This is a genomic window from Bradyrhizobium diazoefficiens (assembly GCF_016616235.1).
GTDB lineage: Bacteria > Pseudomonadota > Alphaproteobacteria > Rhizobiales > Xanthobacteraceae > Bradyrhizobium > Bradyrhizobium diazoefficiens_H.
Map to the genome: position 1 here is coordinate 6,936,093 of NZ_CP067100.1, position 25,614 is coordinate 6,961,706.

At 58.4% G+C, this 25,614-nt stretch carries 17 protein-coding genes; 9 read left to right on the forward strand and 8 right to left on the reverse strand.

The annotated features are described in order from the left end of the window. Positions 1-95: 95 nt before the first annotated feature. The 8 genes from JJB99_RS32685 to JJB99_RS32720 all read right to left on the reverse strand — a co-directional run bounded on the left by JJB99_RS32685 (position 96) and on the right by JJB99_RS32720 (position 11,978). Positions 96-1,538 carry an AlbA family DNA-binding domain-containing protein gene (locus JJB99_RS32685; protein ID WP_200496230.1) on the reverse strand — a complete coding sequence of 481 codons (1,443 nt, stop codon included), beginning with the start codon at positions 1,536-1,538 and terminating at the stop codon, positions 96-98. A gap of 46 nt (positions 1,539-1,584) precedes the next feature. Continuing rightward, positions 1,585-3,054 carry an RES domain-containing protein gene (locus JJB99_RS32690; protein ID WP_200496231.1) on the reverse strand — a complete coding sequence of 490 codons (1,470 nt, stop codon included), beginning with the start codon at positions 3,052-3,054 and terminating at the stop codon, positions 1,585-1,587. A gap of 66 nt (positions 3,055-3,120) precedes the next feature. Next, positions 3,121-4,377 carry a DUF6035 family protein gene (locus JJB99_RS32695; protein WP_200496232.1) on the reverse strand — a complete coding sequence of 419 codons (1,257 nt, stop codon included), beginning with the start codon at positions 4,375-4,377 and terminating at the stop codon, positions 3,121-3,123. A gap of 127 nt (positions 4,378-4,504) precedes the next feature. Next, positions 4,505-7,141 carry a hypothetical protein gene (locus JJB99_RS32700; RefSeq protein WP_200496233.1) on the reverse strand — a complete coding sequence of 879 codons (2,637 nt, stop codon included), beginning with the start codon at positions 7,139-7,141 and terminating at the stop codon, positions 4,505-4,507. 95 nt (positions 7,142-7,236) lie between these two features. Further along, a complete protein-coding gene (locus tag JJB99_RS32705) occupies positions 7,237-8,604 on the reverse strand; it encodes an AAA domain-containing protein (RefSeq protein ID WP_200496234.1) in 1,368 nt (455 codons plus the stop codon). Then, positions 8,601-10,043, reverse strand: a complete 1,443-nt coding sequence (locus JJB99_RS32710; protein WP_200496235.1) for a hypothetical protein — start codon at positions 10,041-10,043, stop codon at positions 8,601-8,603. The genes JJB99_RS32705 and JJB99_RS32710 overlap by 4 nt, the downstream gene beginning before the upstream one ends. Next, a complete protein-coding gene (locus tag JJB99_RS32715; protein ID WP_200496236.1) occupies positions 10,036-11,142 on the reverse strand; it encodes a hypothetical protein in 1,107 nt (368 codons plus the stop codon). The genes JJB99_RS32710 and JJB99_RS32715 overlap by 8 nt, the downstream gene beginning before the upstream one ends. Continuing rightward, positions 11,139-11,978 carry a hypothetical protein gene (locus JJB99_RS32720; protein ID WP_200496237.1) on the reverse strand — a complete coding sequence of 280 codons (840 nt, stop codon included), beginning with the start codon at positions 11,976-11,978 and terminating at the stop codon, positions 11,139-11,141. Before JJB99_RS32720 ends, JJB99_RS32715 begins: the two co-directional genes overlap by 4 nt. A 216-nt stretch (positions 11,979-12,194) precedes the next feature. On the opposite strand from JJB99_RS32720, the gene JJB99_RS32725 reads away from it, so the two are divergent. The 9 genes from JJB99_RS32725 to JJB99_RS32765 all read left to right on the forward strand — a co-directional run bounded on the left by JJB99_RS32725 (position 12,195) and on the right by JJB99_RS32765 (position 25,446). Further along, entirely contained in the window at positions 12,195-12,815 is a 621-nt protein-coding gene (locus tag JJB99_RS32725) for an antitoxin Xre/MbcA/ParS-like domain-containing protein (RefSeq protein WP_200496238.1), read from the forward strand. Continuing rightward, positions 12,812-13,411: an RES family NAD+ phosphorylase gene (locus JJB99_RS32730; protein ID WP_200496239.1), complete on the forward strand. Its 600-nt coding sequence runs from the start codon at positions 12,812-12,814 to the stop codon at positions 13,409-13,411. The genes JJB99_RS32725 and JJB99_RS32730 overlap by 4 nt, the downstream gene beginning before the upstream one ends. Then, the gene (locus JJB99_RS32735; RefSeq protein WP_200496240.1) at positions 13,408-14,754 is read left to right on the forward strand and encodes a DNA methyltransferase; all 1,347 of its coding nucleotides are present in this window, start codon (positions 13,408-13,410) and stop codon (positions 14,752-14,754) included. The genes JJB99_RS32730 and JJB99_RS32735 overlap by 4 nt, the downstream gene beginning before the upstream one ends. A 358-nt stretch (positions 14,755-15,112) precedes the next feature. After that, positions 15,113-16,897, forward strand: a complete 1,785-nt coding sequence (locus tag JJB99_RS32740; protein WP_200496241.1) for a hypothetical protein — start codon at positions 15,113-15,115, stop codon at positions 16,895-16,897. Next, positions 16,897-17,658 carry a hypothetical protein gene (locus tag JJB99_RS32745; RefSeq protein ID WP_200496242.1) on the forward strand — a complete coding sequence of 254 codons (762 nt, stop codon included), beginning with the start codon at positions 16,897-16,899 and terminating at the stop codon, positions 17,656-17,658. Before JJB99_RS32740 ends, JJB99_RS32745 begins: the two co-directional genes overlap by 1 nt. 1 nt (position 17,659) lies before the next feature. Then, positions 17,660-20,284, forward strand: coding sequence for a hypothetical protein (locus JJB99_RS32750; protein WP_200496243.1), 2,625 nt, complete (start codon positions 17,660-17,662; stop codon positions 20,282-20,284). Positions 20,285-20,834: 550 nt separating this feature from the next. Next, complete coding sequence (locus JJB99_RS32755) at positions 20,835-21,578, forward strand: hypothetical protein (protein ID WP_246775084.1); 744 nt, start codon at positions 20,835-20,837, stop codon at positions 21,576-21,578. An 834-nt stretch (positions 21,579-22,412) separates the two neighbouring features. Then, on the forward strand, positions 22,413-22,766 hold the full coding sequence (locus JJB99_RS32760) for a hypothetical protein (protein ID WP_200496244.1): 354 nt from the start codon (positions 22,413-22,415) through the stop codon (positions 22,764-22,766). Between the two features lie 1,222 nt (positions 22,767-23,988). Next, on the forward strand, positions 23,989-25,446 hold the full coding sequence (locus JJB99_RS32765; protein WP_200496245.1) for an integrase catalytic domain-containing protein: 1,458 nt from the start codon (positions 23,989-23,991) through the stop codon (positions 25,444-25,446). Positions 25,447-25,614 lie beyond the last annotated feature (168 nt).

A 25,614-nucleotide genomic window follows, 5' to 3' on the forward strand; every position in this document is an offset into this window, starting at 1 on the left:
GAAGGCGTTTCTCGAAGGCAACGGTCATACACTGCGGGATCTGATCTGTGATTTGAAATTCGGCTTGCTCGACTAGCGCGGCGGGATTTTGCACGCTACGGACCGAGCCGCCGCTCCAGCAGGCGTCGCGCCTGCTCCTCGTAGGTCTCTTTAGATAACGTGGTGCCGTCGAAGGTGACAAAAAGATCGCGCGTCGCAGCCTCTACAAGGGATGCAATAGCGTTCGGCGCGGTCGCGAGCGGGACTTCAATAAATGTCGTTATCTCGTCTTGCTGGGTCGGGCCGCCGCCGGGAACGTAAATGATGGGATTTGCCCAGCTATCGAGACGCCGCCCCCTGAGTTTGCGCCAGCGGAACATGAACCAGAGTCTGGCGGCCTCATCCCAGCCTAGACCCTTGGCAACGGCGAGGCCGACCGCGATGGCTTCGGAAATGCGATAAATCATCAGCACCGGGTCAAAGCGCGTGCCAGGCTCAACGCGCCTGGGCACAGCGTCGTCCTGAAGGAGGCGCCGAAGATAAAGGTCACCTTTCGGATCGACCCTGAAAAATTCAAGGCGGCTGGCCGTGTGCTCGCTAAGAGCGATGATGAGCGCCTCCCAGGCTCCTGATCGGACGACCGGTCGTGACCGCTCATCGGTCATCGCGCGGGCGTCGAGCCAGACAGGCCAGCCCGTGTATTTGGGGTTGCTTGCGGCAAAGGCCGAGAAGAAATTTCTATCAGGAAGTGCACCCGCCTTGGCGGGATGAATGGCGAGTGCGACCTCCCAGGTCAACCCATCGAGCAGGGGCTGCTCGTCGGCATCAAGTCCCCGCTCCGCCGTGGCTTTGCCAAACGACGCTTCACCGCTGGAAAGGATGGCTGCGCATCGCTCGCGGAGCTTATCAACCGGTTGGGTCGGCTGTCCGCCCAATGCCTCTACGAGGTCGCCTCCCGCGAGCTGGCGGCGAAGAAACCGCCCAATATCGGCCTCGCGATTGTCGAAGCAGATCTCGAGAATGTCGCGCCAATCTTGCGGGCGAGCCTTGGCCGTGCTCGGCGTGCCGTTGGCGGCGAGCGTTCGAAAGTAGACGTCGCCGACTTCAAGTAACTTGCTTCCAGCATCGATCAGGGACGTCTTCACCGCCACCGGCACACGCACGCCTTGAGGAACCGAAATGACCGGATAGACCCGGTCTTCACGTTCGGAAAGCGCAACGTGCACCTCGAATGGCTCGTTAGCGTAGCGCGAGATCAGTCCTTGGATATCGTCCTGGTGAAATTTCGCGCGGACGCCGGGAGGTTCATTTGCGATATCGGGTTGAAGCGTTGCGTCATCAAAGCCAATAACAAGGAAGCCGCCATTGCGGTTACGCAGCGCAAAGGCCGCCTTCACGATCTTTGACGCAGCCGCCGGTACGGACGGATCAAGCCATCGCTTGATCTCGACGTTGAGGCTTTCGCCCGGGCGGGTCACAAGGGCCCGCAACTGGTCGTCGTCGGGAATCATGGCCAGGAAAACTATCACACCAACTGCGATTCGTACCTTGCGCTTCACGGCGGGCGCTCTCTTGGATCAGAGCCATATATCCCAACGCTTGAATCTAAAACGGCGATCGATCATCTTTCTCCCAGCGGAGACGGCGAATTTGATATTCGTCAGTCTTGAAGACGACTCCCTCCACATGGTGCACCCAAACGCTGTCTGGCATCACGCGAAGAGCCGGCTCGCGCTGGTCGGATCCAATGTCTCTGCCCGCTAACGCGGGCATGGCAGCGAAATCCGGCCAAGCTGGAGTGTCTTTCTGCTTCTTATCCACCTTCAACGCAGGTGGCACCTCCTCAATGACCGAGTAATCGTCTTCCCATCCCTCGTTGCTGCTGTGGCCCGTGCTGGCCCTGATCTCAGTCCCGTTTGGGATTTCCATCGCCTCGACCCGGGCAGCCTTGTGGAATAAAACGACGTTGAGCAAGTCTCCGGCGACTTGAACTGATGGAAAGATAATGCCGTCGATGGGTACCGAGCATTCAGTTGCCAGGAAATCGGCGACGGCCTGCGTTGCCAGATACTCGAAGGGTTCATCGTCGGGCATGACTGGCTGTGTGATACGGCCACTAAGAGATTTTAGGAATTGCGCTCGCTCCAACCGGCGGGCAAAATCGAAATCAAAGATGCTTCCGCGTATCTGCACATTCTTGAGCGCCGTCAGATCGAGCAGTCGAAGTTTTCGTATGATCTTGAATTGCGCGACAGCAACCTTGCTTCCAACCGGGGGCCGTACCTCGGCGATGGCGGCCTTGGGATCGTTGGCACCGTAGAACACGGAAATGCCGCGCGCATTCATGCGACCTGCGGCAGCCAATAGGGCCGGCGGCGATCCGAGCTGCTGATCGGGCCGGGACATCGCCAGCTCGAGCTTGTCATCGGACTGGAAGACCCGGGCACGAAAAAGCGCATGGAAACCCGTTTCAGGCCCCGCATCAACGACAAGAGGCTGCCCCTGCCCTGTCCGCAACTCGTCGACACCGTCGAAGATTGCCGTCAGATGCGCCGCAGCGGTGCGACTGAAAAACCGCGCCTCGGTCTTTAGAGAATTCTCGAACCGACGCCACTCCTCGCGCCAAGCGCCTTCGCTAATCTTCTTCTCTTGATAATAGCTATCGCCGGCGAATTCGGTCTCTTCACCCATTGCCGCGCTGTCGAAATCACTATGTTCTTCCTCCAGAATTGACTGGATGTCCCCAGCGGCGTCACTAGAGATTTCTGCGGCGCTTTGAATGGCGTACACGACATCGTCGCCATGTCGGCTCCATTCGTAACTCAGCTCCTTATCACGCTGGAGCATATGTTCGTAATCGTTCGGTTGATCTGAAGTTCGATAGTAGTGCTGCTCGAACGCCGTCGCCACACGGTCGGCGACCATATCGAGGGAGAAGGTGCGACGCGTTTTTTCGCAATAGCTGCACTTGGCTTGCTTTCCCTTCGCGCTAACTTCATCGCTTAGATACTGCTCACCAATGCAAGCGTAGCAAATGTGCTTCGATTTGAGCGCTTCAATATCTTCAGACTGCACACGATATCTCCTCGGTCCGCCGTCTCTTATTTGGTCGCTGCCGCGCGACAGACCCTACAGCATTCATCAACTCGTCGCTAAAGCGAAGACCTCCGGGAACAAGGCGAGCGCTATCTTGCCTGAAACGCTTTGGCGGTCATCTTGCGCGACTGCGCGCGCCTTGACGATCTTGCTGCGAACACTCTCAATCTCAAGAAGAGCGTCCCTGTTGGTGAGTCGAGCGAAGCTACGGATTAAACGGACGTAACGCTGTCGTCGGTCCACATTGAGGAAGGAGTTCAGCACCTCGACAAGATTCTGCTGTCGCGATCCAACCGGCAGACCGTCGAGCAGCGACAACATGCAGTTGATCAACGCATCCACGTCGAGCCTGTGAAGGTCCTCAACGTCGCACGCGACGTCCACTTTCGCGATAAGCTCAATAAAGAGCACCTCGCGAACTTTCCATTTCGTACCTTTTTCTCCGAGTGCATCGCGCCATCGCGAGAGAAAGTCACGATGCCAAGGTGGTGTCGAGGGCACTGCGTTCGCGCGCCCTCCCTGGATCCAGTTGAGATCGAAAAGGGTAACCAATTTCGAGCGCCACTCGTTGCCGTCGACCCAGAACGCGCGCAAGACTACTTCGCGCATCTCTTTCGAGAGCGATATCGTTTCATCGTCCATTGAGAACAGGTTTTTGTCGTGAGAATAGAAAATGTCCTCAAATGAACTAAGTAATCGGCCGGTCGTGGGTGGCTCAAAGTTCCAGGTTAGCCAAAGTAGCCGAATAGACGCGTTCTCATAGAAGTCTTCGCGTTGCACTATGATGGGTATCTGCGTGGTTGCAAGCTGAACCTCTACGACGAGCGGCACGCCATCATATATCGCCCGCACGTCCGGACGTCGACGTCCATTCTCTCGAATTAGATACTCGTCGACAACGACACTTTCCGGCGACGTGCGTTGGTCATTTGTCAATAGCTCGCCGACGATATACTTGATTTTAGCATGGAGCGGGCTTTCCTGCGCGCCGTCGAATTGCTGCGCGCTAACTAGGTCGATGCTCACCGGTGTGCCCGTCCACCAGGGACAGGCTTGCGGTGCGCCTGGGTGGTGTTTCCAGTAGGGCTGACCGGTGCGGCCTTCGCGCGGAGCATAGACGGCATACCCGCATTTCGCGCAGACATACCGCGGATTCCTGTCGAGCCGGGCGCGAGTCGCTGCGCGCCGGAGAACCTGATAATCATCTTTGCTCATAGCAATGAGCGAATCACTCGTAATGCTATGCATTGATGCAAGGTCAATCACATTCTTGAGTGTTCTTCGGGGAATCGCCTCGATCATCTACCGAATCTTCCTTCCCGGGTCTGATCATCGAGCAGTTGGAGCGGATGTTCTTGGACCCCAACGCTTAGCGCGAACGGTGACTATTTCGAGTAGAGCCCCGTGTGAGAGCGCTCGCGGCTGCACACTACGGCGTTTTAATAGTAACGCTGGGACCATCGAGCGCGCTGCGGTCCATTTCGCTTCTTACCGCCGCCCGTTGCTCCAGAAAGCTTGGCTTGAACCTAGCGTTCCTGCCTTCTGCGGCAGCCACAGCTTCGTCGGCAAATGCGAGAGCTTCTTTAAAGTTACGCAGCCCAAGATTCGCCTTCGATAACGAAAAGGCAACGAAGGGTAGGCTCTCCGGGTCAACGATGTTGCGAAGGATAGCGTCGGCTTCAAGGAATCGGCCTAGCTCCAGCAGTGTCTCTGCGTGGTTCCTCCGTTGGTACGCACTCGGCCGGTTGAGCGCTTCGAATCCCTGGAGAGCCAACTTTAGGTGCTTGTCCGCAGCCTCTCCTGATCGCGTCTTGGCGAGCTTTTGCTGGATCTCAGCATATGCGCCACGGCCGCGATCCTCGCGAATATCATGTGCAGACGCCGTGTCGATCAGGCCCGAGAGCATCTCCAGGCGCGACGGATCCGTCCATGCCCAATTTCTGACAATCGACGCCAATGTCTCGTAGGCTTGAGGAATACCCGCCAGCAGCCCGCGCGACACGTGAGCCATAAACAGATCATAGTTCGCTTCGAAGATCTTGTTTGACCAATCCTCCCGGGCCCAGTGAAGCGCTTCAATGAGACCGAGTGTCACCGAGCTCGAAAGACCTTCGCCGCCGGCGGCGATCGAGGCCACTAGTTCCTCGGTCAATTGCTGCGCTCGCTCCACATTTCGATTCGGTTCCTTAGAATAAAGACGAACCAGTTGCAGCTTTGCCTCGGAGAGCGGAACTTCGCTTTCAAGCACCCGCTCGAACAACTTTGCCGCCTCGGCGCCATCCCCGATCGAGCGATGCAATTTTCCCCTGTGATGGATTATCTCGGCTCTTTGGCGGGAATTGAGGCCAGGAGCGCGCTCGAGAATGTCAAATATCGATAGGCGTTCGCGGTACTTCCGCTTTGCCTCGGTAGAGCCCTCGATCTCGCGCTCGTAACGAAACAGCGCTTCAACTGTTTCGATGACGAGCAACAGCTGCATGTCTCTTGTTGGCCCGGAAGCATCTCTTATAGCTCGGGCTAGGTCGTTTGGGTCGGGCAGGGATGGCACGTCGGCATCGGCGGCCTCCCAGGCGAATATGAGAGCATACAAGTAGGCAGGCCGACGATCTCCTGCTGCAATTCTCGCTTCGAGTGTTCTCCGATGCGTTGCCGCGACGGTTTGTAGGTTGTGCGTGTCGCCTCGACTCAGCGACGCTATGTATAGTTCGAGGGCGTCCTCAAGTTCAGCGGCTCGGGCATCGCTGCACCAGCTGCCGCCACGAAGTGCGGCAAAAACGATCTCATGGAGCCTTAAGACGGAAGCTCTGTCTACTGCAGTGAGTGCGTTCAACTGAAGATTGCGGACGCCGACAGGCCTAATCGCGTATCTTAAGAACCCGGTGTCGCAAATCGGCTGGTCAGCCCAGGCAAATACCGCCAGCTCGCCTTCTAGGTTCGAACGCAGGCGACCGAGAATGCGCTCGTAGAGCCTGATATCTCCATCTGTAAACTTTCCGATCTCCTCGCAGTCAATTGCGATGTCGCGCCAACTCGTACCATTGGCCACGGCGGCGTTGATCAACGCCAGGCTCAGCGGATGGCCCCCTGCGGTCGCCAAAACTTTCTCGAAGATTGGTCGCGGGCATGGATCAACGTCATCTGCTTCGAGGAGCGATTGGGACTCATTCTCAGTCAACAATGGTAGGCTGTAACTGTTTGACGCGACACGACGAGTGAGGATGATGTGCGAGCCTTGTCCGCACAGGTTCGACAATTGAGCCGGTTCAAGGTTTACCCTAGCGTCGTCAATGACAAGCAAACATCGCCTGTTGTTGAGAAGTCCAACGACATTGAGAGCGTCTCCCGCTCTTCTGATCGCGACGGCCGATAGGTCCTCGATCCGTTCGATCTGCGCACCGTCCAGCCAGATCGTTTGCACGTACTCGCTGCGGTGCGTCTCGACATAGGCCGCGGCGGCTTCAGATTTGCCGACCCCTCCCATACCCGAAATCGCGATGCATGGTGATCGTCCAAGGGCCTCGGCGATAGCAGCGTCGACGTCGGGCCTTTGGATGTGACGAGACCCGGGACGGGGAGCTCTGAGATCGAGTGCGTGTTCATCACGCACCGTTGCCAGCACCGGAATGAACTCGGACAGGTCGTCGATCGCATCGTCGCTAACCATTAGCCGGTCAACGATCTCCTCCGCAATTCGTCTTGCATCAAGAACGTGCACACTTCGTCCATGACTTTTGTTCGCTTCGACGAAGGCATCGATGGAACCGATTGGGGCGACTTGAGACGAAACTAAGTAGATCTGCTTCGCAGACGGATGCCGGTGAGCAAGGTGGGCTAAGTCACTCATAGGTTTGTCGCCGGCAAAGTAGCCCTTATCGGTCGAGAACTCGGCCACTGTGCTGTCATTCAAAGCCGTAGCGTCCACCGTCCTGCCGATAGGATTGCCTCTAACGCTGACGCCACGCTGCACCAGGGGAATGTCGAGTAACCGGGAGAGAAACCGGGTACCGAAGGTCTCAAAAAGAGGACCCGGTCCCATAGCTTCGATGTTTGGGACAAGCCGTTCCATGTGGGCCGCTCGCAGTAACCGGTTCAAGCTGAAATCCCAACGATTAATAGTCTGCTGAAGATACTCTCAATGTTGGTACCGTAATTGCCCTTGCGTCAGCCCGCCAGCTGACCGACGGTCGACGGAGCCAGTCCGTTCACCGCCGGGAAGACGCGCCCAGTACGGGCCAAGGCGGCCATAAGCGTCAGGTGAGCCCGCCACCCGCGATATTCGGGATCATGGTCGATCCCGAGCGCACGATCGCCCAATGGTGAGAAGCGCATCAACTGTTGGCTAATGCCTTGACGGCCGAAAACCCAACACGCGATACGGTGCCTCGACAACATGACGCAAAGACGGCCCGCGTCTAGGTGAAACGCCGTTGCATCTGCCCTCCCAGACAGGGGGTGATGCACGAACATGAATGGCCGCTCGATCCCCTGGAAACGGTTGGCCGTCTCGACAAACACGTCTGCCATCGCGGAGCCCAGCCGTTCGCGCACCGCGTTGACCTGGCTCACATGCGCGCAAACAACACCGATCTTGTCTGGCGTCACTTCCGAAACCCGACCGTCGTCGCTCATCCATGCGCGCCGCCGCAGAAGCCTTGCAAGCGAGGCGACAAGCTCTTGCGCAAGGTCACCATCGGCCTCTCCCGTGATCTGTGCGGGCAGTTCGACCATGACAATCGATGCTCCACTAGCGGCAGCGTCAAGCGCGGCGTCGAATGGCATGATCCCGGCAACGTCGAATCGGACCGACCGATCCTGACTCATGGCTCGGAACGGCATATCCGGATAAAATGCTGGCTGAATGAGGCGTACCGTATCGTCGTTGAGGCGGCGCGAGACCGGGAGGTCGAGCTGAAGCACGGAAGGATGACGTTTCACCAATGCCGCTGGGCATGAGACCTGGGGACCGGCTGGATCGCAGCGCCAGCGCTCGATCTCGCAGTTGACGAAGGGGTCGATCTGGCCTGGGTCACCGATTAGGACGTGACGCGGGGCGAGATTGGAGATCAGCTGGAATCGATAGTCAGGAAGTTGGAATGCCTCGTCGACGATCTGCAAGTCAAAGCACGGCTCGGTAGTTTGAATCCATGACCATTTGGCCGCGTTGCCGATCGTTATCGACGGGTGCTGCGGCAGGCTCGGCACATCATGCACCACCACCAAATTCGGCAAACTCGCCACGTCGGCCGGCAGGCTTAAGCCTCGCCGGGCAAACAAGTGAATAGGCAACGACTGCGCATTTCGGGCGAGCCGGCGCGTCAGATCGAAGGCCTGCTCGTTGGTCTGTGTCACAATCATGCAGCGCTGATCGAGCATGGTGGAGCTCTGCAGGGCAACGCGCTGGGCGACGCCCGTCTTACCTGCGCCAGGAGGCGAACGCAGCACCAACGCGGGGACACCCTGCCATTGACTGGCGAGCACTTGCTCAAGGGCGGCGTTGGCGGCAGCTTGAGGATCGGAGGCGTCCGTCATGCAAGCCTCTCCACCGCGGCGAGCAGATCTGCAGGCATCGGCCGGCCAACCGGCGCCGCTGGCGGTGTTATGTCGCTGTGCGTCCAAGGCACGTTGGCGAGGCGCACACTCATCTGAGCGAGCTCATTGCCGATCTCCTGCCAGTTGGGCGCCTTGGGACCAAAGTCGAGCGTAGTGCCAAGCGACATGCGTTTCGCCGCGTTCTTACCTACGAGCACCCTGCCAGTGACCCAGGTGAAGGGGCCACGCCGCTCCGCACCGTCGACGCGCAACGACATCTTCGGATCATCCAGCGTCCACAGTTCGTCGCCGGCGCGAAGGTGAAGGCTGTCCTGATGGCTCGACAGAACGAAATCATACTCGAAGAGGCGTGCGCGAACTTTCTGTTGACGAATGTCGACGATCTGCGCGCGGAGCACGGTGCCGCTGACAACCCCCTTTTCGCGCGCAGCCCGATCATGGCGAAGCATGCCCGCTTCCAGGTTCGACTCGGCGCGCTCGCGGGCGACGATCTTCATGGCGCCGGCCTTCGGCTTGTCATGATACGGCAGAAGATAGCCCTGATCGCGCGCCAGCATGAAGCGTTCGAACTCTTGTGCCTCTTGGTCCGCCAGCGCATCAAGCGCAGGATTGGGCTGCCAGCGTGGCGCCGTCAGCAGTGACATCGCGCGTTGGGTAGCTGCATAGATTGGGCGAATCACACCTTCGAGCAACTGCTGAATGCGCGCATGATAGAATGAGAGAACGGCTTCACTCTCGCCGGCAGAACGAGCCCGATTATAGTCTTGAATGGCGGGGTGAAGCGACGTGCGGTCGAAGCGCGGATCGGTCTTCTCCGCCATCGGCTGTGCCTCCGCGGTCGCGACGGCCGCAAAAATATCGCGCCCTGCGGGCGGCTCAATCCACGTCAGGAGCGAGCCGAGATGCTCGTCCTCGGCTTCCTGCTGGCCAGTCGCAAAGTGCGCGCGGAGTGCTTTAGTAGCAGCAATTAGGACCTGCTGCCCGGCCACAGGCGATCGCTCGCCCGCATAGGTCCATAAAGTTCCGAGCCGTTTGATATCGTCTTCATCAGTAAAGCGCAGACGATCGGCAAGTGTGTCGAGATGCCCGAGGGCGCCGGAGGAAGACACCCAAATCTGCGGAAAGGTCCCGGCTGCACGGCACTCGGCATAATAGCTCTCGAACAAGGGCAACAGCCAGCGTAGCAGACCATATTGATCGTCACGACGACGAGGATCGGCGACGACGTTAATCTCGGGCGAATAGCCGAAACGGCCAAGCGCTGTAGCATGCACGGAGGTGTCCTCGCCGGCCATGGCGAGCAGCGTCAGGATGCGCGCATGAGGTTGGATTACGAGTTGGCGCTGCGCGACAATCGGCACGGCTTGGCCTCGCTGGAGTGCCCGCAAGCGGCCTGCTACATGGACAAGGTCAGCCATTCGCAATCCGATCGAGTAAGAGGGCCGCGGCGCGAAGCTCGGCTCCAAGAGCAGCCTCTGCGTGGTTTTCAGGCGGTCGGCCACGCCCATCCAGCAAGTCGAGCGCGCGCGTGATCGAGCCCGCCGCGGCAAGCTGCTCGGCAGCAGCGTCGCCCAGGATGATTGGTTGACCGGCGGCGAGCGCTTGAGCGCGACAGTGCTCCCACAAGGCACAATGTTCTTTGCAGTTAGACCGGTAGTTATTGGGAATCTGGTCGATGACGTCGCGGCTCGCGAAATTGGCGCCCGCCGGCACCAAGCGTTCGACCTCATCGAGGTCGGCGGGCGCGGCCGAGAGCGCTCGTACAAGCGATGCCATTTCGGACTCAGCTCGCATGGAGGCAAACAGCCGCGGCACGAACGAACCGGGAGCTCGAAGCACCATATCGATACGATCACCGGCTCGATCCGGATCATCATTGCGGCTTTCGAGGTGCTGACGCAAAGCGAGCGTCCCCACCGCCCCTTCCCGGCACGCGGATCTTATGTGGGCCTTGTCAGTCTTGCCGCCGCGATCTGCGTAGGACTTTATAACGCCGATGCGGTAGGAAACCGCGTCATCGCTCGCGACCATATAGTCGAGTTCGATAGCGTGTGTGACTCCGACCAGCGCGAGCGGCAGCCGAGGATTGAGAATAAGATTCGGGGCAAGTGGATTGCCCGAATGCTTTATGTCCAGAAGGCGCTGGGTTTCGAGTTCCCGCCGCTGGCGGGCGAGCACCCCGTCACCAGGCGCATGATCGGCCACCGATGAGATCTTGACCTCGGTCGGCCCAAGGTGCCCCTTGTCGCGATAGGCGGTCAGGAGCGAGGTCCCGCCGTTCTCCAGCAGGCGGCGCTCATAGGCTTGGCTGAGCGTCATCGCGAACGGCGACATGATGTCGGGTTCAGTGCGCAGTACGTGTTTGGCAATCTCGGTCGGCGTGAGCCCTGCGATGACAATCGCGCGCAGCCGAGTGCAGCCGGCGTTGCGCGCCACGCTCTCAATGCCGCGCGCGCCAACCTCCACGGCCGGGATACCGCCACGCAGACGGGAAAGGCGCGCATTGGCTGGAGTCACCTGATCGCCCTTTCGGCTGCCTTTGTGTCGACCATGACAGGACGACCCCAAAGCTTGAAAGAGGCGGCACTCGACGAGAGCCGGGCAGCAGCGGACTGTCGCTCGGCGAAATCGGCTTCGTCGAGCATCTTCAGTTCGGCCTGCGCAGCGTCGGTCACACGCTTTGGATCGATCGGCTGACCCGTGTCACTGGCGCCCGGGATTGATCGCGCGAACGAGAACAGCAGCCGCTCAACGCCCTTTGCCTCGGCCGCCCCGACGTCGCGAAGATGAGCCAATCGATGCGCGAGATTGGTTGCGATTCGTAGATTGTCGGTACGCATGCTACGCGAGCCGATAATTCGGCGCTCGAGAGCCCAGGTGGAACTCGTGAGCAGCCTTGGAATAGCGGTAAGCTCGGCGGCGCTGATTGCGGGCAAGATCCAGGCGGGGCGCGCTGCAAGGTTGCGCCGCGCAGCATTTTCCTCATCACGCCGGAGGCTGGCGAAGCGCGAAGGCGAAGGCCGATTGCCGGTGAGCGCCGCTGTCAAATCCGCAATGAGCGCTGGCGCGGCTGGAACACCCAGATCGTCGAGCGCATCAAGCGCTAGCTCGCGAAGGGGTTTGGCAGGCTTGCTCGATCGGGGCGTTGCGATATCGCGCGCTTCGAGTTCACTAAAACGCAGGGCGTCTGAGAGACGCTGATATTCCGCAGACAGCTCGGTGATTTTGGCCTGGGCACGCTCCCGGCCAACCGCATCTCTCGCGCCCAAAGCCTTGGTCAGCTCGGCATATGCCTCCTGCTGCCGATTGGCATTGCGGGCGAGTTGTTCAGTTAGGGTCAGGGCGCGAGGCATGGCTCCTATATAGCGCTCCACGCTTTTCCATGCAACACCACGCTTATCCTTGTATCTCCACGTATCTAAGTAACTGATTCTTCAACGAATCTTTCCTCGTAGCGAATTACTGGACGAGGGTTGAGCCCGAAAGGCTTGCTTGGCCAACGGAAGTTACCCCATGCGCTATTGCATATTCTGCCTAACTTGCCTATTTTGCCTTGCAGAGGATATTCCATGAGCACTTCTAAACAGGCGCAGCCAGCTAAAGCCGCTTTGACCAAGGCCATCGAGAGTAAGGTCGAGCAGATGGACATGGCGGGCCTGCTTGAGCTCGCCGTGACCTTAAACGTCCCGGTACCGCCATCGGCAAATACGGCTCGTGGACGCGAGCGAAAGCCCTTGGCGCGACCATCTAATCGGAAAGACCGAGTCCTACAAGGCAGTGGAATCGGTCCAGTCGTATCGGCAACAGAAGGCGGTCGGTTACTCGATGCCATTACAACGGATGACAAGTCTGCAGACTGGGTCGAGAGCGATCTTCTTGGTGCAGGAGAGTTGGTCAATCGACTAAATATCTCGCGTGGGACGCTCGATAACTGGCGAAAGGCGAATAAGATAATTGCTTTGCGGAAGGGGCTTCGCAACTTCCTATACCCACTTCGGCAGTTTGAGCGGCGAAGGCCCGTTGAAGGTCTCGACGTGATCGCACCATTCTTCACGTCACCTGAAGAGACATGGGAATGGCTGGTTTCCCCCAACCGGATGACGAACGGCAAGCCACCGATCGACAAGCTACGTGATGGTGATCTCCCGCTTGTCAAGAGCGCGGCGGAAGGCGCATTTGACTACGCGTGAAAATCGTCATTTCCAAACTTCGCGCGCGAGTCATCGAGACCCGCATCGCCGACTGGCCGCGCATTCTCCCCAGCCGACACCGCTCGACGCCTGCCAACGCAGGTTTCGGATCGAGTCGCTTCTCAAGCCCGTCAGGAGCGTTCCGGGTGCTATACGCTGCCGACAATTTCCCGACTGCGTTCGCGGAGGCCGTAGTGAGGGACCGCTTTGAGGGCAAGACAAAACGCTTTCTCTATCGGCCTCACCTCGAACAGTTGTGCGTGACCTCGATCAGTTCTAGCCGAGAGTTGGTGCTGCTCGACCTGCGCGGGGGCGGCGCGTACGAAGTCGGGATCGACACCGATGCCAATCGCGCACGCGCACATGGCGCCGGCCAGGCCCTGTCCGAAGCAGTTTACGCCGAGATGAATGACATTGATGGCATTCTTTTTAATTCGCGCCTAACGACTGGCGACTGCGTGGCGATCTATGATCGCGGCCTTTCCGCGCTTTCGGGCACACCACCGGTAGCCCTGCTCCAGGCAGCGCTGTTGCCCACCGAGCTTACCCGGCTTGACATCACAGTTCGCCGCAAGCGCGGATACGCGACGCCATGAGACGCGCAGTGCCGATGAGCGCGCGCAAGGCAGCGCAAATAGCGCCACGACTTCGCATTCTTTCGCCCAAGCGTAACAAGCTGCTGCAAACCGGCTGGGAAGGGTTCTTTCCCTACTATGCCGGCTTCCCTGAGGTGTTTGCGCGAGAGTTGCTACAAAGCGCTGAGCTTCCCCGTGGTGCGGTCATCCTCGATCCTTGGAATGGCAGCGGGACCACCACCTACGCTGCGAGCGGTCTTGGCCTGAGCTCGATCGGCATCGACCTGAACCCCGTGATGATCATCGTCGCGCGCGCACGATTGCTCCCGCCAACCGAGGCCGATCATTTGAAGCCACTCGCCGCGACGATCCTCTCTCATGCGTATTCGTCGCCACCGATTTTGGACCCGAGTGACGCCTTGCTTGGTTGGTTCGAACCATCCACGGCTGCTTTTATCCGCGGCGTTGAGCAGAATATTCGGCGCAGTCTCGTCGGCAACATGACCGAGTCGCCGGACGGGATTCATCTTGACAGAATCTCAGGCACGGCGGCGACGCTCTACGTGGCGTTGTTCGCCGCCTGCCGTAAGCTCGTTGCACCGTTCCGCTCGTCAAATCCGACATGGCTGCGCGTGCCGAAAGAGACCGACGCCCGCGTTGCAGCGACGCAGGCGACAGTCGCGCAGTACTTCGCGGCCAATGTACGGGACATGTCCGCGGCCTTGGCAGTCAAACTCGATGCAGATCTTCGTATTGCGAACCCTCCCCGCGCCGGGGAGTGTAAGATAAACCTCTCCGACACCGCATCAATGAAGCTAAGGAAGGGCAGCGTCGACTTCGTGCTGACGTCGCCGCCGTACTGCACCCGGATCGACTATACTGCGGCGACGCGCATTGAACTTGCCGTTCTGGCGCCATTGCTAACTGTCGGCGCGCGCGCGCTTGGTAAACAGATGATCGGATCAACGCAAGTACCAAGCGCTTCGATCGAGGTCGATGAAAGCTGGGGCAAGACTTGTGCCCGGTTCCTACAGAAGCTGCGGAAGCATCCGTCGAAGGCATCGAGCGGATACTACTATCGCACCCATCTTGACTACTTCCACAAAATGTCGCGCTCGATCGAGCGCATGTCCCACGCGCTGAAACCCGGGGGTCACGCGATCCTTGTCATTCAGGATTCCTACTACAAGGACCTGCACAATGATCTGCCCAAGATCATCACCGAAATCGGAGTGGAACATGGGCTGAGCCTCGAGCGACGTAAGAACTTTCACCTGCGATCCATGTCCGACATCAACCCCGGTCGTCGATCATATGTACGCCCTTCGGGGGCAACCGAATCCGTCCTCTGCTTTGTCAAGTAGTGCGGCAACTGTGGGCGAAGACGCCGAATACGGACGCGCACTTGGGCAGAAAGCAGTCCATGCCGCAGGACCAATTCCCGACAGAGACGCTGTTGAGGGTGGGACCATACGATCATCCCCACCGGTGCAACCAAACGGTCAATGCCCGGGGCGGGCCCCAGCTGCCGGCCCCTCCCCATCGATGTTAGGTTGATTTTCGTTCAGGCTTCGGAATAAGCTTGCAACGCAAGCGCCGTTCAACCTAGAATTACTAGCGATTGATATGACTTCTGTTTCTTCCCCTCTCTTATTTTGCAAGCGCATATGAACCATTACCGAAGGCGGCCGGCTGGGTCCGCGGCCGAAAGGGTCAACCCTTATGGTTGATTCGATCGAGATCGCGCCGGAGTTAGTCGAGCTTATTCTGCGAACCTCACGCGTGAAGGGGTGTAGCGAGGTCTACTCGCTTGCGCCGCGCGGACATCGAGTAGCTTTCTACTTCCAACAGCGTCGAGCGACATTGCTTGCGGCGGCGATCACGAACCGCATCGGACGCGACGCCCTGAAAACCCGCAAAATCTGTATAATCGGCGGGGGAGCCTCAGGTCTCACCTTCCTTCTTGCGATAAGCAACGAGGGTGCAGAGAACGTATCATTGTACGAAGCCGGGAAATCACTCATCACGAGAGGTGCTCGTGCTAAGCACAGGCTCGTGCATCCGAACTATAACCGATGGCCTCTGCTCGGATCCATGGACGTCTTCACCAGCCTCCCTGTTTTAAACTGGTACGCCGAATCGGCTGACCATGTCGTCAAACAACTTCAAGAGCGGATCGCGACGGATTACGACGATCTGATATCGAACAGCGTGAAAACTAAACACAAGGCAAAAAGAATCACTCAAGGCGATACCTCTCTTGCACATCGACTAAGCGTGACCTTTGAAGTCGACGGAAGCGAGGTCCGGGAGAATTTCCAGCTAGTCGTGATCGCCGCAGGCTTTGGGGATGAAAGCGGCACGGCTTGGGGTTTCCACGATTATTGGACAAAAGAAGAGGACTTTGACGAAGACACTCACTCGCGCCCTTCCATCGTATATGGCGTCGGCGACGGCGCGCTTATCGACATCGTGCGCTGCTGCGCAAAAAAGCCCGATGACGCTTGGCGAATTCCGTTGGGAACGATTGCTAGGCTCCGACCGCAGCACGCGACCACGCTATTCCGGGACAATCGCGAGGTCAAAGTCAGACCTCCAATATTTGAGCCCATGGAAAAGAAGATACAGGCTCATGAAGAAAGCATCCGCAGCGTCGCCTGGGCGATGTCGCGAAGCAGCGAAAAGACTTCCAATTCCTACGCGGAAGATGAAGAGAGCTTCTATCTCAGCTGCATCTCCGACCTGCAAAAGGACAAGCGTACGCTCATCCGTTTTCTGGACGGCAATTTCAAGCCGATCGCGCCGGACCATCTCAAACCGGTCCTGGTCGGTACGATTCAGAGCGCCTTTGAGCCGACCTCGGCGCCGATCAACAAGCTGCTGCTCGCCTATCTCATAGCGACGAAGAGAATTATTTATTCGCATCGAGACAGGGCTCAGCAGAGCTCCGAACTCGACCTATGGAAGTCCGAAGATGCGACCGTTAAGCAAAGGAAGATCACTATCTGCAGATTCGGGGCCGCCAAGAATTTTCCCGCAAAGAAGCCCGTGAAAGGGCGCAAAACGAAGAGCAAGGCCGTATTTCCGGCGAAAGGCATCGAAGTAGCGATAGGTCCGAAGAGCATCTTCACTGAGACGGACACCGAAGCCCATCTGATCGACGCCCTTTCGGGGGTCACCGGCGGCGAATACGTGCTCTTCGACGCGATGCCACATCGTCTAACTTTGGCACGCTACGGGGAAGATAAAGACGAAGTCACCCGCGACACCATGGAGAAAAACAAACCTATTCTCATGAGTTTCGCGCGAGACAACCTCGATGCCGAAACCGTAACCTTCCATCCGCGCAGCGACAAACAAAGCGCCAAGTGGGTCATCTTCACCGCCCTCACCGACGAGGAAGTCAGACAACGGCTCATGCCCCTCGGAGGATTGGATGGCAACTTCTTCGGTGCTCCGATTGTCCTCAATTCGCCCGCCTCGCGAGACAAAGGAACGAGCTTCTGATGCTCAATTCGACGTCCCTATTAAAGGTCAACGACGCAAACCATTCGGTTCGGCTTTCCTATGTCTTTGAGGACTACGGAGGGGCAAGAAAGGGGTTAACGACGGCTCAACTCGTCTCAACGAAAGACCCACTGTCCTTCAGTGCCGGTTGGCCAATTCGTGAACGACGGCAAGTCTTCGTCCAAGGGGCCGATGTCGGCATCCTGGACGCTTATCGCGATCTTGGCACAGACGATCTCGAAAACCCAGACGTCCTGCGTGGGGGCGCACTCACGTGCGCCTTCACCGTATCGGACAAGGTAAGGGTCGATGCATCGGTCGGTTCACCGAACGTGCAGATCGTGGAATGGGACGACTGTGCGGGACAGACCGCGTACATCTTGGGCGAAGGCGCCGTGGGAACGCTGCTCGACGAGCTCACTCACCTGCGATGGGGCGGTCGACACATCTACCCCTTGATCCAACTTCGGCGTTCGGATCAGGACATGCGCGAAAACAGAGCGATCCGCAACGGCGCCATGGTAACGACGGCCAACTCCTCACTCGTAGGCGTCATAGTGGCGATCTACGATGAAGGGACGCGTTACGCCGTCGCTCCCATCACGGATATCCTGGATTGGCATCACTTTCGATTGCCTCAGGCTCCCGATGAACTGTTCTCGCCGCCCGAAGAACCGGCGACCAAACCGGCGGCCTGGCGATTCAAACAGAAGCTTGATCCCAAATTGGCGAACCTCATAACCGAGGAAGAGGCCGCCTGAGATGGAGTATATCCCTCGACCGCGGCCTTCCGGAACGAACGAGCTAAAAGCAGAACTCGTTCGAAACGCCGCGTTCGTCGCCCACGAGGGGTACAAGGCAAAGGAGCTCTCGAATTGGTTGGGCGCAGACAACAAGCGCCGCGTCCTATACGTTTTTGATACCGACGTGATCGTGGCGCATTGCGCTCCCTGGCGAACCGGCCCCGCCGATGACGTCTTTCTCGGGCGAGGATACGGACAGGTTCTTCCGCAAAAGCCCTACGAAAGCTACCCGCCCGGACGACGGCAAGCGGCTTTGTTCGAAGAGCGCCGCCGTGCCGAAGCAGTGTGCTGGTTGTTGGCCGACAAGGCTCTGCGCAACGCGCTAGAGCATCAACCGATATTGCAGATGGGCCCGCATTTCGCCGAGACGCTACGCGTCTACGAGGCCGTGAAATTGGACGCGAAGTCCGAACCTGCCTACGTACGCTCGACGGCCGAGGCGCGGCAGGATCACATCCTGAATCAGACCCTGCAGTTCATAAGAACCAATGTGCAGTCCGAGAAATGGCCATTGGAAATCAATCCGGGCCATTTTTTGAGCAACGTTCTTAGCCGAATGCAGGTTCGCGACCTTCAAAGGACGAGCCCGTTCGTCAGAGAGTGGGACGGCTTTCTGGATCTAGTCCGGCGCGGAGGAGGAATCTTCGAACTGACGGAATTTCGTCCCAGCGACGCCTCCATGACGGAGCACCAGACAGAAGCATGGACAAAGATCTGCGCAAGACTCAAGCGACAGGGTAAATCGCCTGAATGGAACAACCTACATGCCGTCTTTCAGGCTATAGTTGCGCCCGACCGATATCAGCGCTCCCGCGATAGGTTGGAGGTGGATGCTGAAACGCTTACGGGCCTCGCCCTGGCAAACAAGTGGCTGTCGGAAATCGAGGACGCGCTACGCATCGTATTCGTTACCGGCGACCGCAAAATGGTACTTGCTCTAGCGGCCGCGCGGGACATCTTGCGAGGCTCCGAGGGCGAAATGCCATCTCGCTTCGCTTTTGACCACGTCCATCATCTCTGGTCGCTCGTCGACAGCATCGGAGCAGACATCACTCTCCCATCCCGCAACTATGGTCGCCGCTCGGAGCTGTTCTCAGGCTTCCTCGCATTCGACGAAAACGAACAGTCCGCAGCGGAGGTCCATCGCCTGGCCAGATACGCGATCAGAGCGGAGCCTGCGTTGACCTTTCGCTTGCTTCATCAAGACATTGAGCAAGCCTATGCGCGGTGGGACGATTTTTCCGAGGGTGCAGCCAATTTGCACCGCTATTTCCTGAGCGGCAATACGGAGGAGATATCCGAGGTTCTCATCGAGAAGCTGAAGTTCGGCGACCCCAACTGGGACCTGGAGAAGCTTCGGGCAGTCGTGCAGGAGACGATGGCCAGGGCTCGCGACCGATCTAACGTGGAGTTTTCGGGCATCGGTGCGAATTCGATATTGGACGCGCACAGGCACGGAGTCCGAAACCCTCCCGATCTAATGTTCGACAGTCTGAAGGTGACTCATAGGATCTTCAAGGATCTCGCGCTCCCTAGACGAATCTTTCTCGATGCCGACGATTTCGCTCGTCGGTTCGAGCGCATCGTCGACGACTGCTACCAGCCTCCCCTCGGCAGCACCGTCGACGACGATCACCGGCAGGAATGCTATCTGAAGTATCTCGTGCTGGGCGCGCTCTTCGCCAGCGCGAATCGCTGGCTAGTGGCCGAGCAGCACGCTGAGAGCGCAGCGAGGATCATAGAACGAGCAAAGGATCTAAGGGATCCGATACGTACTCGCTCGCCGCGAGCCGAACTTCGATCCCACATGAGCGGACGCGAGGCTTACTATCTTCTGGCCGTGTCCACCCGCGTAAGAGCCCGGGACGAACGGGGCTTCAACGAGTCCGAGCGGTGGCTGCGCGAGGCGCGGATCCGCCTGCAGGAAGACAGAAAAGAGCGAACCGGCCAGGGCGTACCCTACATCCGCTTCGATTGCGAGGCTCTCGCTCTCTCGCTTTCGCGTTACTATCATGCGCGATCGCAGCCGGGCGAGCCTCGAGCCGATCGCTTCGCGGACGCCGTCTTTCGTCAAGCACGCGCGGTGCTGAACGAAAGGGATGCGATGGCTCGACGTAACGCAAGCACCGACGTACCGCCCGGCGACAAGCTCGACAACCTTCCGGCAAGCACGCGAGCGAGTATCGCGACGAATATTCTGCAGGTCGCAGCGATCGCCTGCTTCCGCGATCGCAAAGATTATTTCGGCAACGAAACATCCCCCGTCGAAAGAGGGCTGATTTCCGACGAGTTGGCTACTCTGATCGACAGCACAAGTCTTTTGGCGGAACTCGAGCGTGTCTCGGTCGAAGAGGCGGTCGGGCCGGCAACCGCCAGCGCGGAAATCATATGTTCGCCGCTGATGATGCGCTACGCGGTCGTAGCGGCCATGATGATCGGCGACTCCCGCATCTGGCGTCCGCAAAGCTTGCAGGAAGTCGATGAACTGTTCCGAAGCCGGGAAATCGCAGTGACGTCCTACGATCGCTGGCGGTTCGACATGCTGCGAAACCTCGCGAGAGAATTGCTTTCGCAAGGTAGATAGCGTCGACGAAGGTCTTTGGAAGCGCTTTTTCGAACCGACATCCCTAGCCGCTGCAAGACCGCACCGCTACTTGCTTCCCGAGTATAACGCTGCGGAAGTCAGATACCCGATCAAACGAGGCCCTCGTCGCGGACGATGCGAACCCCGCAGCCAATCGCGACTGTAGTGCGCCCTCCATGTAGCCGAAAAACGGAAGACAGCAGCGTTCATGCCCCGCCAACAGTGCGTGCGATATCGAGGTTGATCAACCCGCCCCATAGAAATGGCCCACGACCTGAGGACTGGTCAGACAGCCTGAGCTGATGAAGTCATCCCCAAACTTTCCGGAATCGCGACCATTGTTGGCTCGGCGGTGCGCCCCGAAAATTCCGTACTGCGCCGTTCAAGGCAACACTTCAGGCCGAGCCGAAAGGTGCAGCGTCCGGAATTGTACCCACCAAAACAAGGAGGCGACGGCATTTTTTGTGTGTGGCACACTTCTTTGCCAACATTTGGAAGGACAATTCGTCCAACAGAGCCGCTTGCAGCGCTCACGCTCAGGAGCAGTCGGATGATCACGCCATTTCAACGGAACTGGAGTCCAAAAGAATTGTTCAATGCTCTTACGCCGGCGATGTTCAGCGCCGAACCGTCGGTTGTGCGCGCACGGTGGAATAAATTGTGGCCTGACCTGTACACCGAATATGACGCCAGGCATTTGAAAGCCGAGTTATCCGTCCGCAATCTGATTGCCACCGATGAAGCTCGCGCATTTTTTACTGTCTGGGCCGCGGACGAAGAACGTCACACCGATGGCTTTGTCCGCATCATTGAACTTGTCGCCAATGGATCCGAGAGGAACCTCCGAGAGAGATTGGAGGCTCGACCGCATGATTTCGGTACGATCAATGATCACCTCACGGACGAATTCTCTGTGATGGTTATCATCGCATTCGATGAGATGTGCACTTGCCACGCCTATGCCGCAGACAAGCCGTTCTATACCGAACTTCGCAACGACATCTTCCATCATTGGCTGCGAGAGGTGATTGCCGACGAGGCGGTTCACTCGATGAACGCCGTTAACGTGATTCGCGCACGCTATCGCGACCGCGTTGGAGAAATTGGTGCAATGCTCGATAGCATAATCAGCGACATCGATGATCTAAGCTACGCTGGCACCTTCCTGCTTGACTATTTCGGCGCCATATACACGAAGGAGTTGCTCGACAAATGCCGCGTCGCGATCTTGAGAAATGTCGAAAAACCTCCCCAGGCCGTAGAGCGAGACAGATGGAGCCATCGCCCGAATTGAGGTCAATGTCGTGCCCCGTTGCGGAGTGATTCCGGCGCCGGGCGCCCAGCGGCCTCTTCGGGTCTCACACGATCGGTGCGAGCGATCAGGCACGTCGGCAATCGTTACGATTTGCTCTGACGAGAATGCCTTGTGGTCTGTGTCTACCGTCCCGATATCGCGGTACGTAGCGGTGGATGCCGAAATCCGAACGAGAGATGTTGCCGCACATTCTTGCGGTGGCGGTTATTTCGCATTCCGAGTGCACATTGCAGCTTAAGCTGTGATGTTCTGACTTGGGCGGGAGCCGGCACGATGAACTGGAGTTCACCATCTTCGGGGACCAACGTGGCGGTTTCAGGAGCGATCTCGCCGAATGGTTTCTGATGTTATAGAGGCCATTCAAACAATGGCTATCCTTGATCGCGCGGTTGTGAGCTGGGTGAGCACAGCAGCTGGCACTTCTGTCGAGATGATTGGAGATGCGCTGGTCGATGATTCGCAGAGAGCCGGGCGCTGCACGGAATACGATGATCGACCGGTAACGGCCCGACCTTCACTGTCTTTCGCACGCTGCAGCTCGAAGCCTACCCGCAGCAAGCCGCCGCGGCAAGGCCGTGAAGTCTCTCGATCACCATGATGCCCGGTATGCACTGTCCGAACGCCCAAAAATTGCGCTCTTAAGCGTCGACTATTGGATGGAGATTGCAATTTCGAGCACTTTCCTATTCCGGCTGGAGTACGTCGAGAGCAATGCGACGGCTTCTGAAACGATATTGAACTCCAGTTGTAAGAGGCAGCGCTAGATGACGTTTTAATTAGAAGGTACGTTTCACGTTGCTTTTGAGTCAGGCGATGAGCTCAATATTGAAAATGGCGGCGGTGGGGGCGATTTTCTTTGGAGAAGCCCTTTCGATAATCGCCGAGTTGATTGCATCAAGGCAGTTTGGGAAAGCTGACGGGCAGCTCACAACGCTTGTGCCGATGTTCCTCCTGATATCAGTCGGTGGTATCCTGCTCGTCTGCGGATACGCACTCGGCTACATGTATCTCAAGAATATCTGGATCATTGTCGCGATATCGGTGGGCGCAATTTTAGTGGTGGAACCAATTCTGGCGCTTCTGCTCTTTCGAGACGTGCCGACAGCCGGTTCGCTGATCGGGCTGGTGTTCGGTGCGCTCGGCACGCTAGCTGCGATAATTTTGTGACGTGCGTTCAGCTCTCTTCTCATAGCGAAGGTACGCACACGAGGAAGACCATCTGATTGACGCGCGCGCGGGCAGGGCGACCTCAATGAGAGCCTGTGCGTGAAGGTCAGGCGGCTTGCTGATCGGGAAGGACATGTCATATTCTCCCTCCTGCACTCCAAGAGACTCACGCCTCCGGAGTGAAGGATCGTACGTTGGCTCATGCGGTGCCATCCCAATCGGAGATCATGGAGATGCCAAGATTGAATCGCGACGTTAACTCGTCCATCGACCTTGAGAAACTCGGTCATATAGGTAGTGTTCGGTGCTCGCCATTGCCAGCCAGTACCGACAAAACCCAGCCCTGAGAGCTGCCAATGAAGCCAGCGAGTGCTCTCTCACTCGCCGGCTTCTTCTAAATGTCTAACGCATAAGCAATCGCTGTCGCGAAGTCGATCAGTGTGATGGCGGCGTAACTCGCGCAGATGATCAGGGTCTCCTTGTTCAGTCTTTGGCTCCTTGCTCATTCGATTCGTTCGCCGTCGATTGGCCGGTCGCAATGTGCGTTTTGTTTGAAGACCGCCAATGAACCCAGGCGACGACCAAATAGATGACTGAAATTGCGATACATCCTTGCGCCGCGAGGATCCAAAACGCCTCCATCAAACCTGTCGCTACTCCGTAAGACGAGCCAGGTTCTGGATTTCGGACCGCGCGATGGCGATTGCTCTAGGAAAGAAAATTGCAATTTAAAATGAGATGTTCGCACCGCGGCTGCCGACTGGCGCGAGATTTCCTATCCCGAAGTCGATTTTAGTTCACTTCATGCTACGCCAATTCCCTACAACCCCTGACGGCGCTCGCTCGACGGGCGCATCCCCTAGCCGCTTGAACATCGTCTGGCGCAATCGCCACCGAGATTCGAGGCGATTTCGAGGGCATCTCGATTGGTCGGTCGTTCGGTGAGCCAGGCTTTCGCTGAGTCTCACCCGATGTAAAGCGTTCGCCCGCATATCGACGGAAACTCGGGCCACTGAACATTTGCTCGCGGATCAAGCCCGCTATCCGACAGCGAAGAAGTTGCGCAGCGACGGAAAGGCTGGACATCCCAATCGTCTTGCCCTTGGGCTCCGTGACGTCCCTGAAGCTGCTCCCTTCCGGACCAACATGCGCGAGCAGCCGGCATCCGGCCCGGTTCCGTGAACGCGTGCGGTTGAGAGCGACTCGTAGAGAGACCGGGCAATTGGCCCCCGAGCCGGGCAATTATCGAGAGCTGGGACTTCCCGTCCGTCAGCGCACAATTCAGCTACCTTGGACCTTGCTGCCTGCTCTCGAGCAACATGGCCGATTGCAGCTTGGCCAGTCGGACCGTGATCGTGTTCTGGCCATCAGCGCCGCCACCATCGATCGCCTGCTCGTCGATGTGAAGATCGCAGCGAGCGGCGGCAGGCGGCGCCGTGCCGGATTCTATTCGGCAATCCGGCGCGAGGTCCCGATCCGCACGTTCAATGACTGGAACAGCCCGGTGCCCGGCTTCTGCGAGGTCGATATGGTCGCCCATGGCGGCACGTCGGTGGCTGGCTCGTTCATCCAAACCCTGACGATGGTCGATGTCGCCACCGGCTGGACGGAGTGTCTGCCGCTGCTGACGCGGGAAGGCTCGCTGGTCGTCGAGGCGATCAGCCGCGCACAGAGCCTGTTCCCGTGGCTGTTGCGCGGCGTGGACTTCGACAACGACAGCGCCTTCATGAACGATGTCGTCGTGCCATGGTGTCGCGAACAGAAGCTCGAAGTGACGCGCTCGCGCGCGTACAAGAAGAACGATCAGGCGTTCGTCGAGCAGAAGAATGGTGCCGTCGTCCGCCGCCTTATGGGCTATGGCCGCTTCGATGGCGTCGAGACGGCGCGTATGATGGGCCGCCTCTATGCGGCGGCACGCCTCTACGTCAACTTCTTCCAGCCGTCGTTCAAGCTGAAGGAGAAGCGTCGCGAAGGGGCTAAAGTGATCAAGCGCTATCATCTCCCATCGATGCCCTATGAGCGTGCATTGGCGCATCCCAAGGTGACCGCGGCCGTGAAGAAGCGGCTCCGCGATCAGTATCGCTCGCTCGATCCCGTCGCGCTGTTGGCGGAGATTCGCGCAACCCAAGAGGAACTAGGTAATCGCGTCGATCGTCGTGCCGGACAGGCGCGCGGCCTGCAACCCGCTCACACTAGCGCCCTGCCAGCGACCGCGGCGACGTTCGCGAAGACGCTCGGCAAGACGGTGACGGTCGGCGAGCCGCGTGCCACGCACCGGCGAACTCGTCGGCCCTATAAGACCAGAGTTCGCATGCCGTCCAAGCTCGACCCGCATCTTGCTGCGATCGAAGCCTGGCTCGCAGAGCAGCCGCAGCTGACGGCGCTCGCAATTGTCGGCCGGCTGAGCGAGAAATACCCTGAGGAGTTCGGAAAGAGACAGCATTCGATTGTGCAACGTCTGCTGAGGGCGCTCAGGCGGAGGGCTGCCGAACGGTTAGTCGCCCGAGGCCCGCTCGGCGATGCCACGACCGCTGCCCCATTGCCCGGGGTTGTGGACGGCTCGGGCTATGTAGGGCCCGACCCGCCCACAGCCCCTCTCGTCGAGCAAGCCGGGAAAGCCATCTGGCGCGGCCGATCAATCGACATCGGATCGTCATCGGCAATGGCGCCATCAGGGTAACATTTGCAGATACGGCAATACGAGGGGTCAATATTGCAGGCCGAATGACACCCCGCGCCAGCCAAAAGGCAAAAAGTGCCCCCGGCGACGTGACCGCGCTGCGGTCATGATTGACAAGATCGCAATCAGTAGTGAGCCCTGTGCGACTGGCTTTCGAAGGCTCTTGAT

Excerpts from the sequence above, each read along its gene's own strand:
- JJB99_RS32710 (WP_200496235.1), bottom strand. The coding sequence starts at position 10,043 with ATGGCTGACCTTGTCCATGTAGCAGGCCGCTTGCGGGCACTCCAGCGA.
- JJB99_RS32735 (WP_200496240.1), top strand. The coding sequence starts at position 13,408 with ATGAGACGCGCAGTGCCGATGAGCGCGCGCAAGGCAGCGCAAATAGCG.
- JJB99_RS32750 (WP_200496243.1), top strand. The coding sequence starts at position 17,660 with ATGGAGTATATCCCTCGACCGCGGCCTTCCGGAACGAACGAGCTAAAA.
- JJB99_RS32755 (WP_246775084.1), top strand. The coding sequence starts at position 20,835 with ATGATCACGCCATTTCAACGGAACTGGAGTCCAAAAGAATTGTTCAAT.
- JJB99_RS32725 (WP_200496238.1), top strand. The coding sequence starts at position 12,195 with ATGAGCACTTCTAAACAGGCGCAGCCAGCTAAAGCCGCTTTGACCAAG.
- JJB99_RS32720 (WP_200496237.1), bottom strand. The coding sequence starts at position 11,978 with ATGCCTCGCGCCCTGACCCTAACTGAACAACTCGCCCGCAATGCCAAT.
- JJB99_RS32745 (WP_200496242.1), top strand. The coding sequence starts at position 16,897 with ATGCTCAATTCGACGTCCCTATTAAAGGTCAACGACGCAAACCATTCG.
- JJB99_RS32705 (WP_200496234.1), bottom strand. The coding sequence starts at position 8,604 with ATGACGGACGCCTCCGATCCTCAAGCTGCCGCCAACGCCGCCCTTGAG.
- JJB99_RS32695 (WP_200496232.1), bottom strand. The coding sequence starts at position 4,377 with ATGATCGAGGCGATTCCCCGAAGAACACTCAAGAATGTGATTGACCTT.
- JJB99_RS32740 (WP_200496241.1), top strand. The coding sequence starts at position 15,113 with ATGGTTGATTCGATCGAGATCGCGCCGGAGTTAGTCGAGCTTATTCTG.
- JJB99_RS32760 (WP_200496244.1), top strand. The coding sequence starts at position 22,413 with ATGAGCTCAATATTGAAAATGGCGGCGGTGGGGGCGATTTTCTTTGGA.
- JJB99_RS32700 (WP_200496233.1), bottom strand. The coding sequence starts at position 7,141 with ATGGAACGGCTTGTCCCAAACATCGAAGCTATGGGACCGGGTCCTCTT.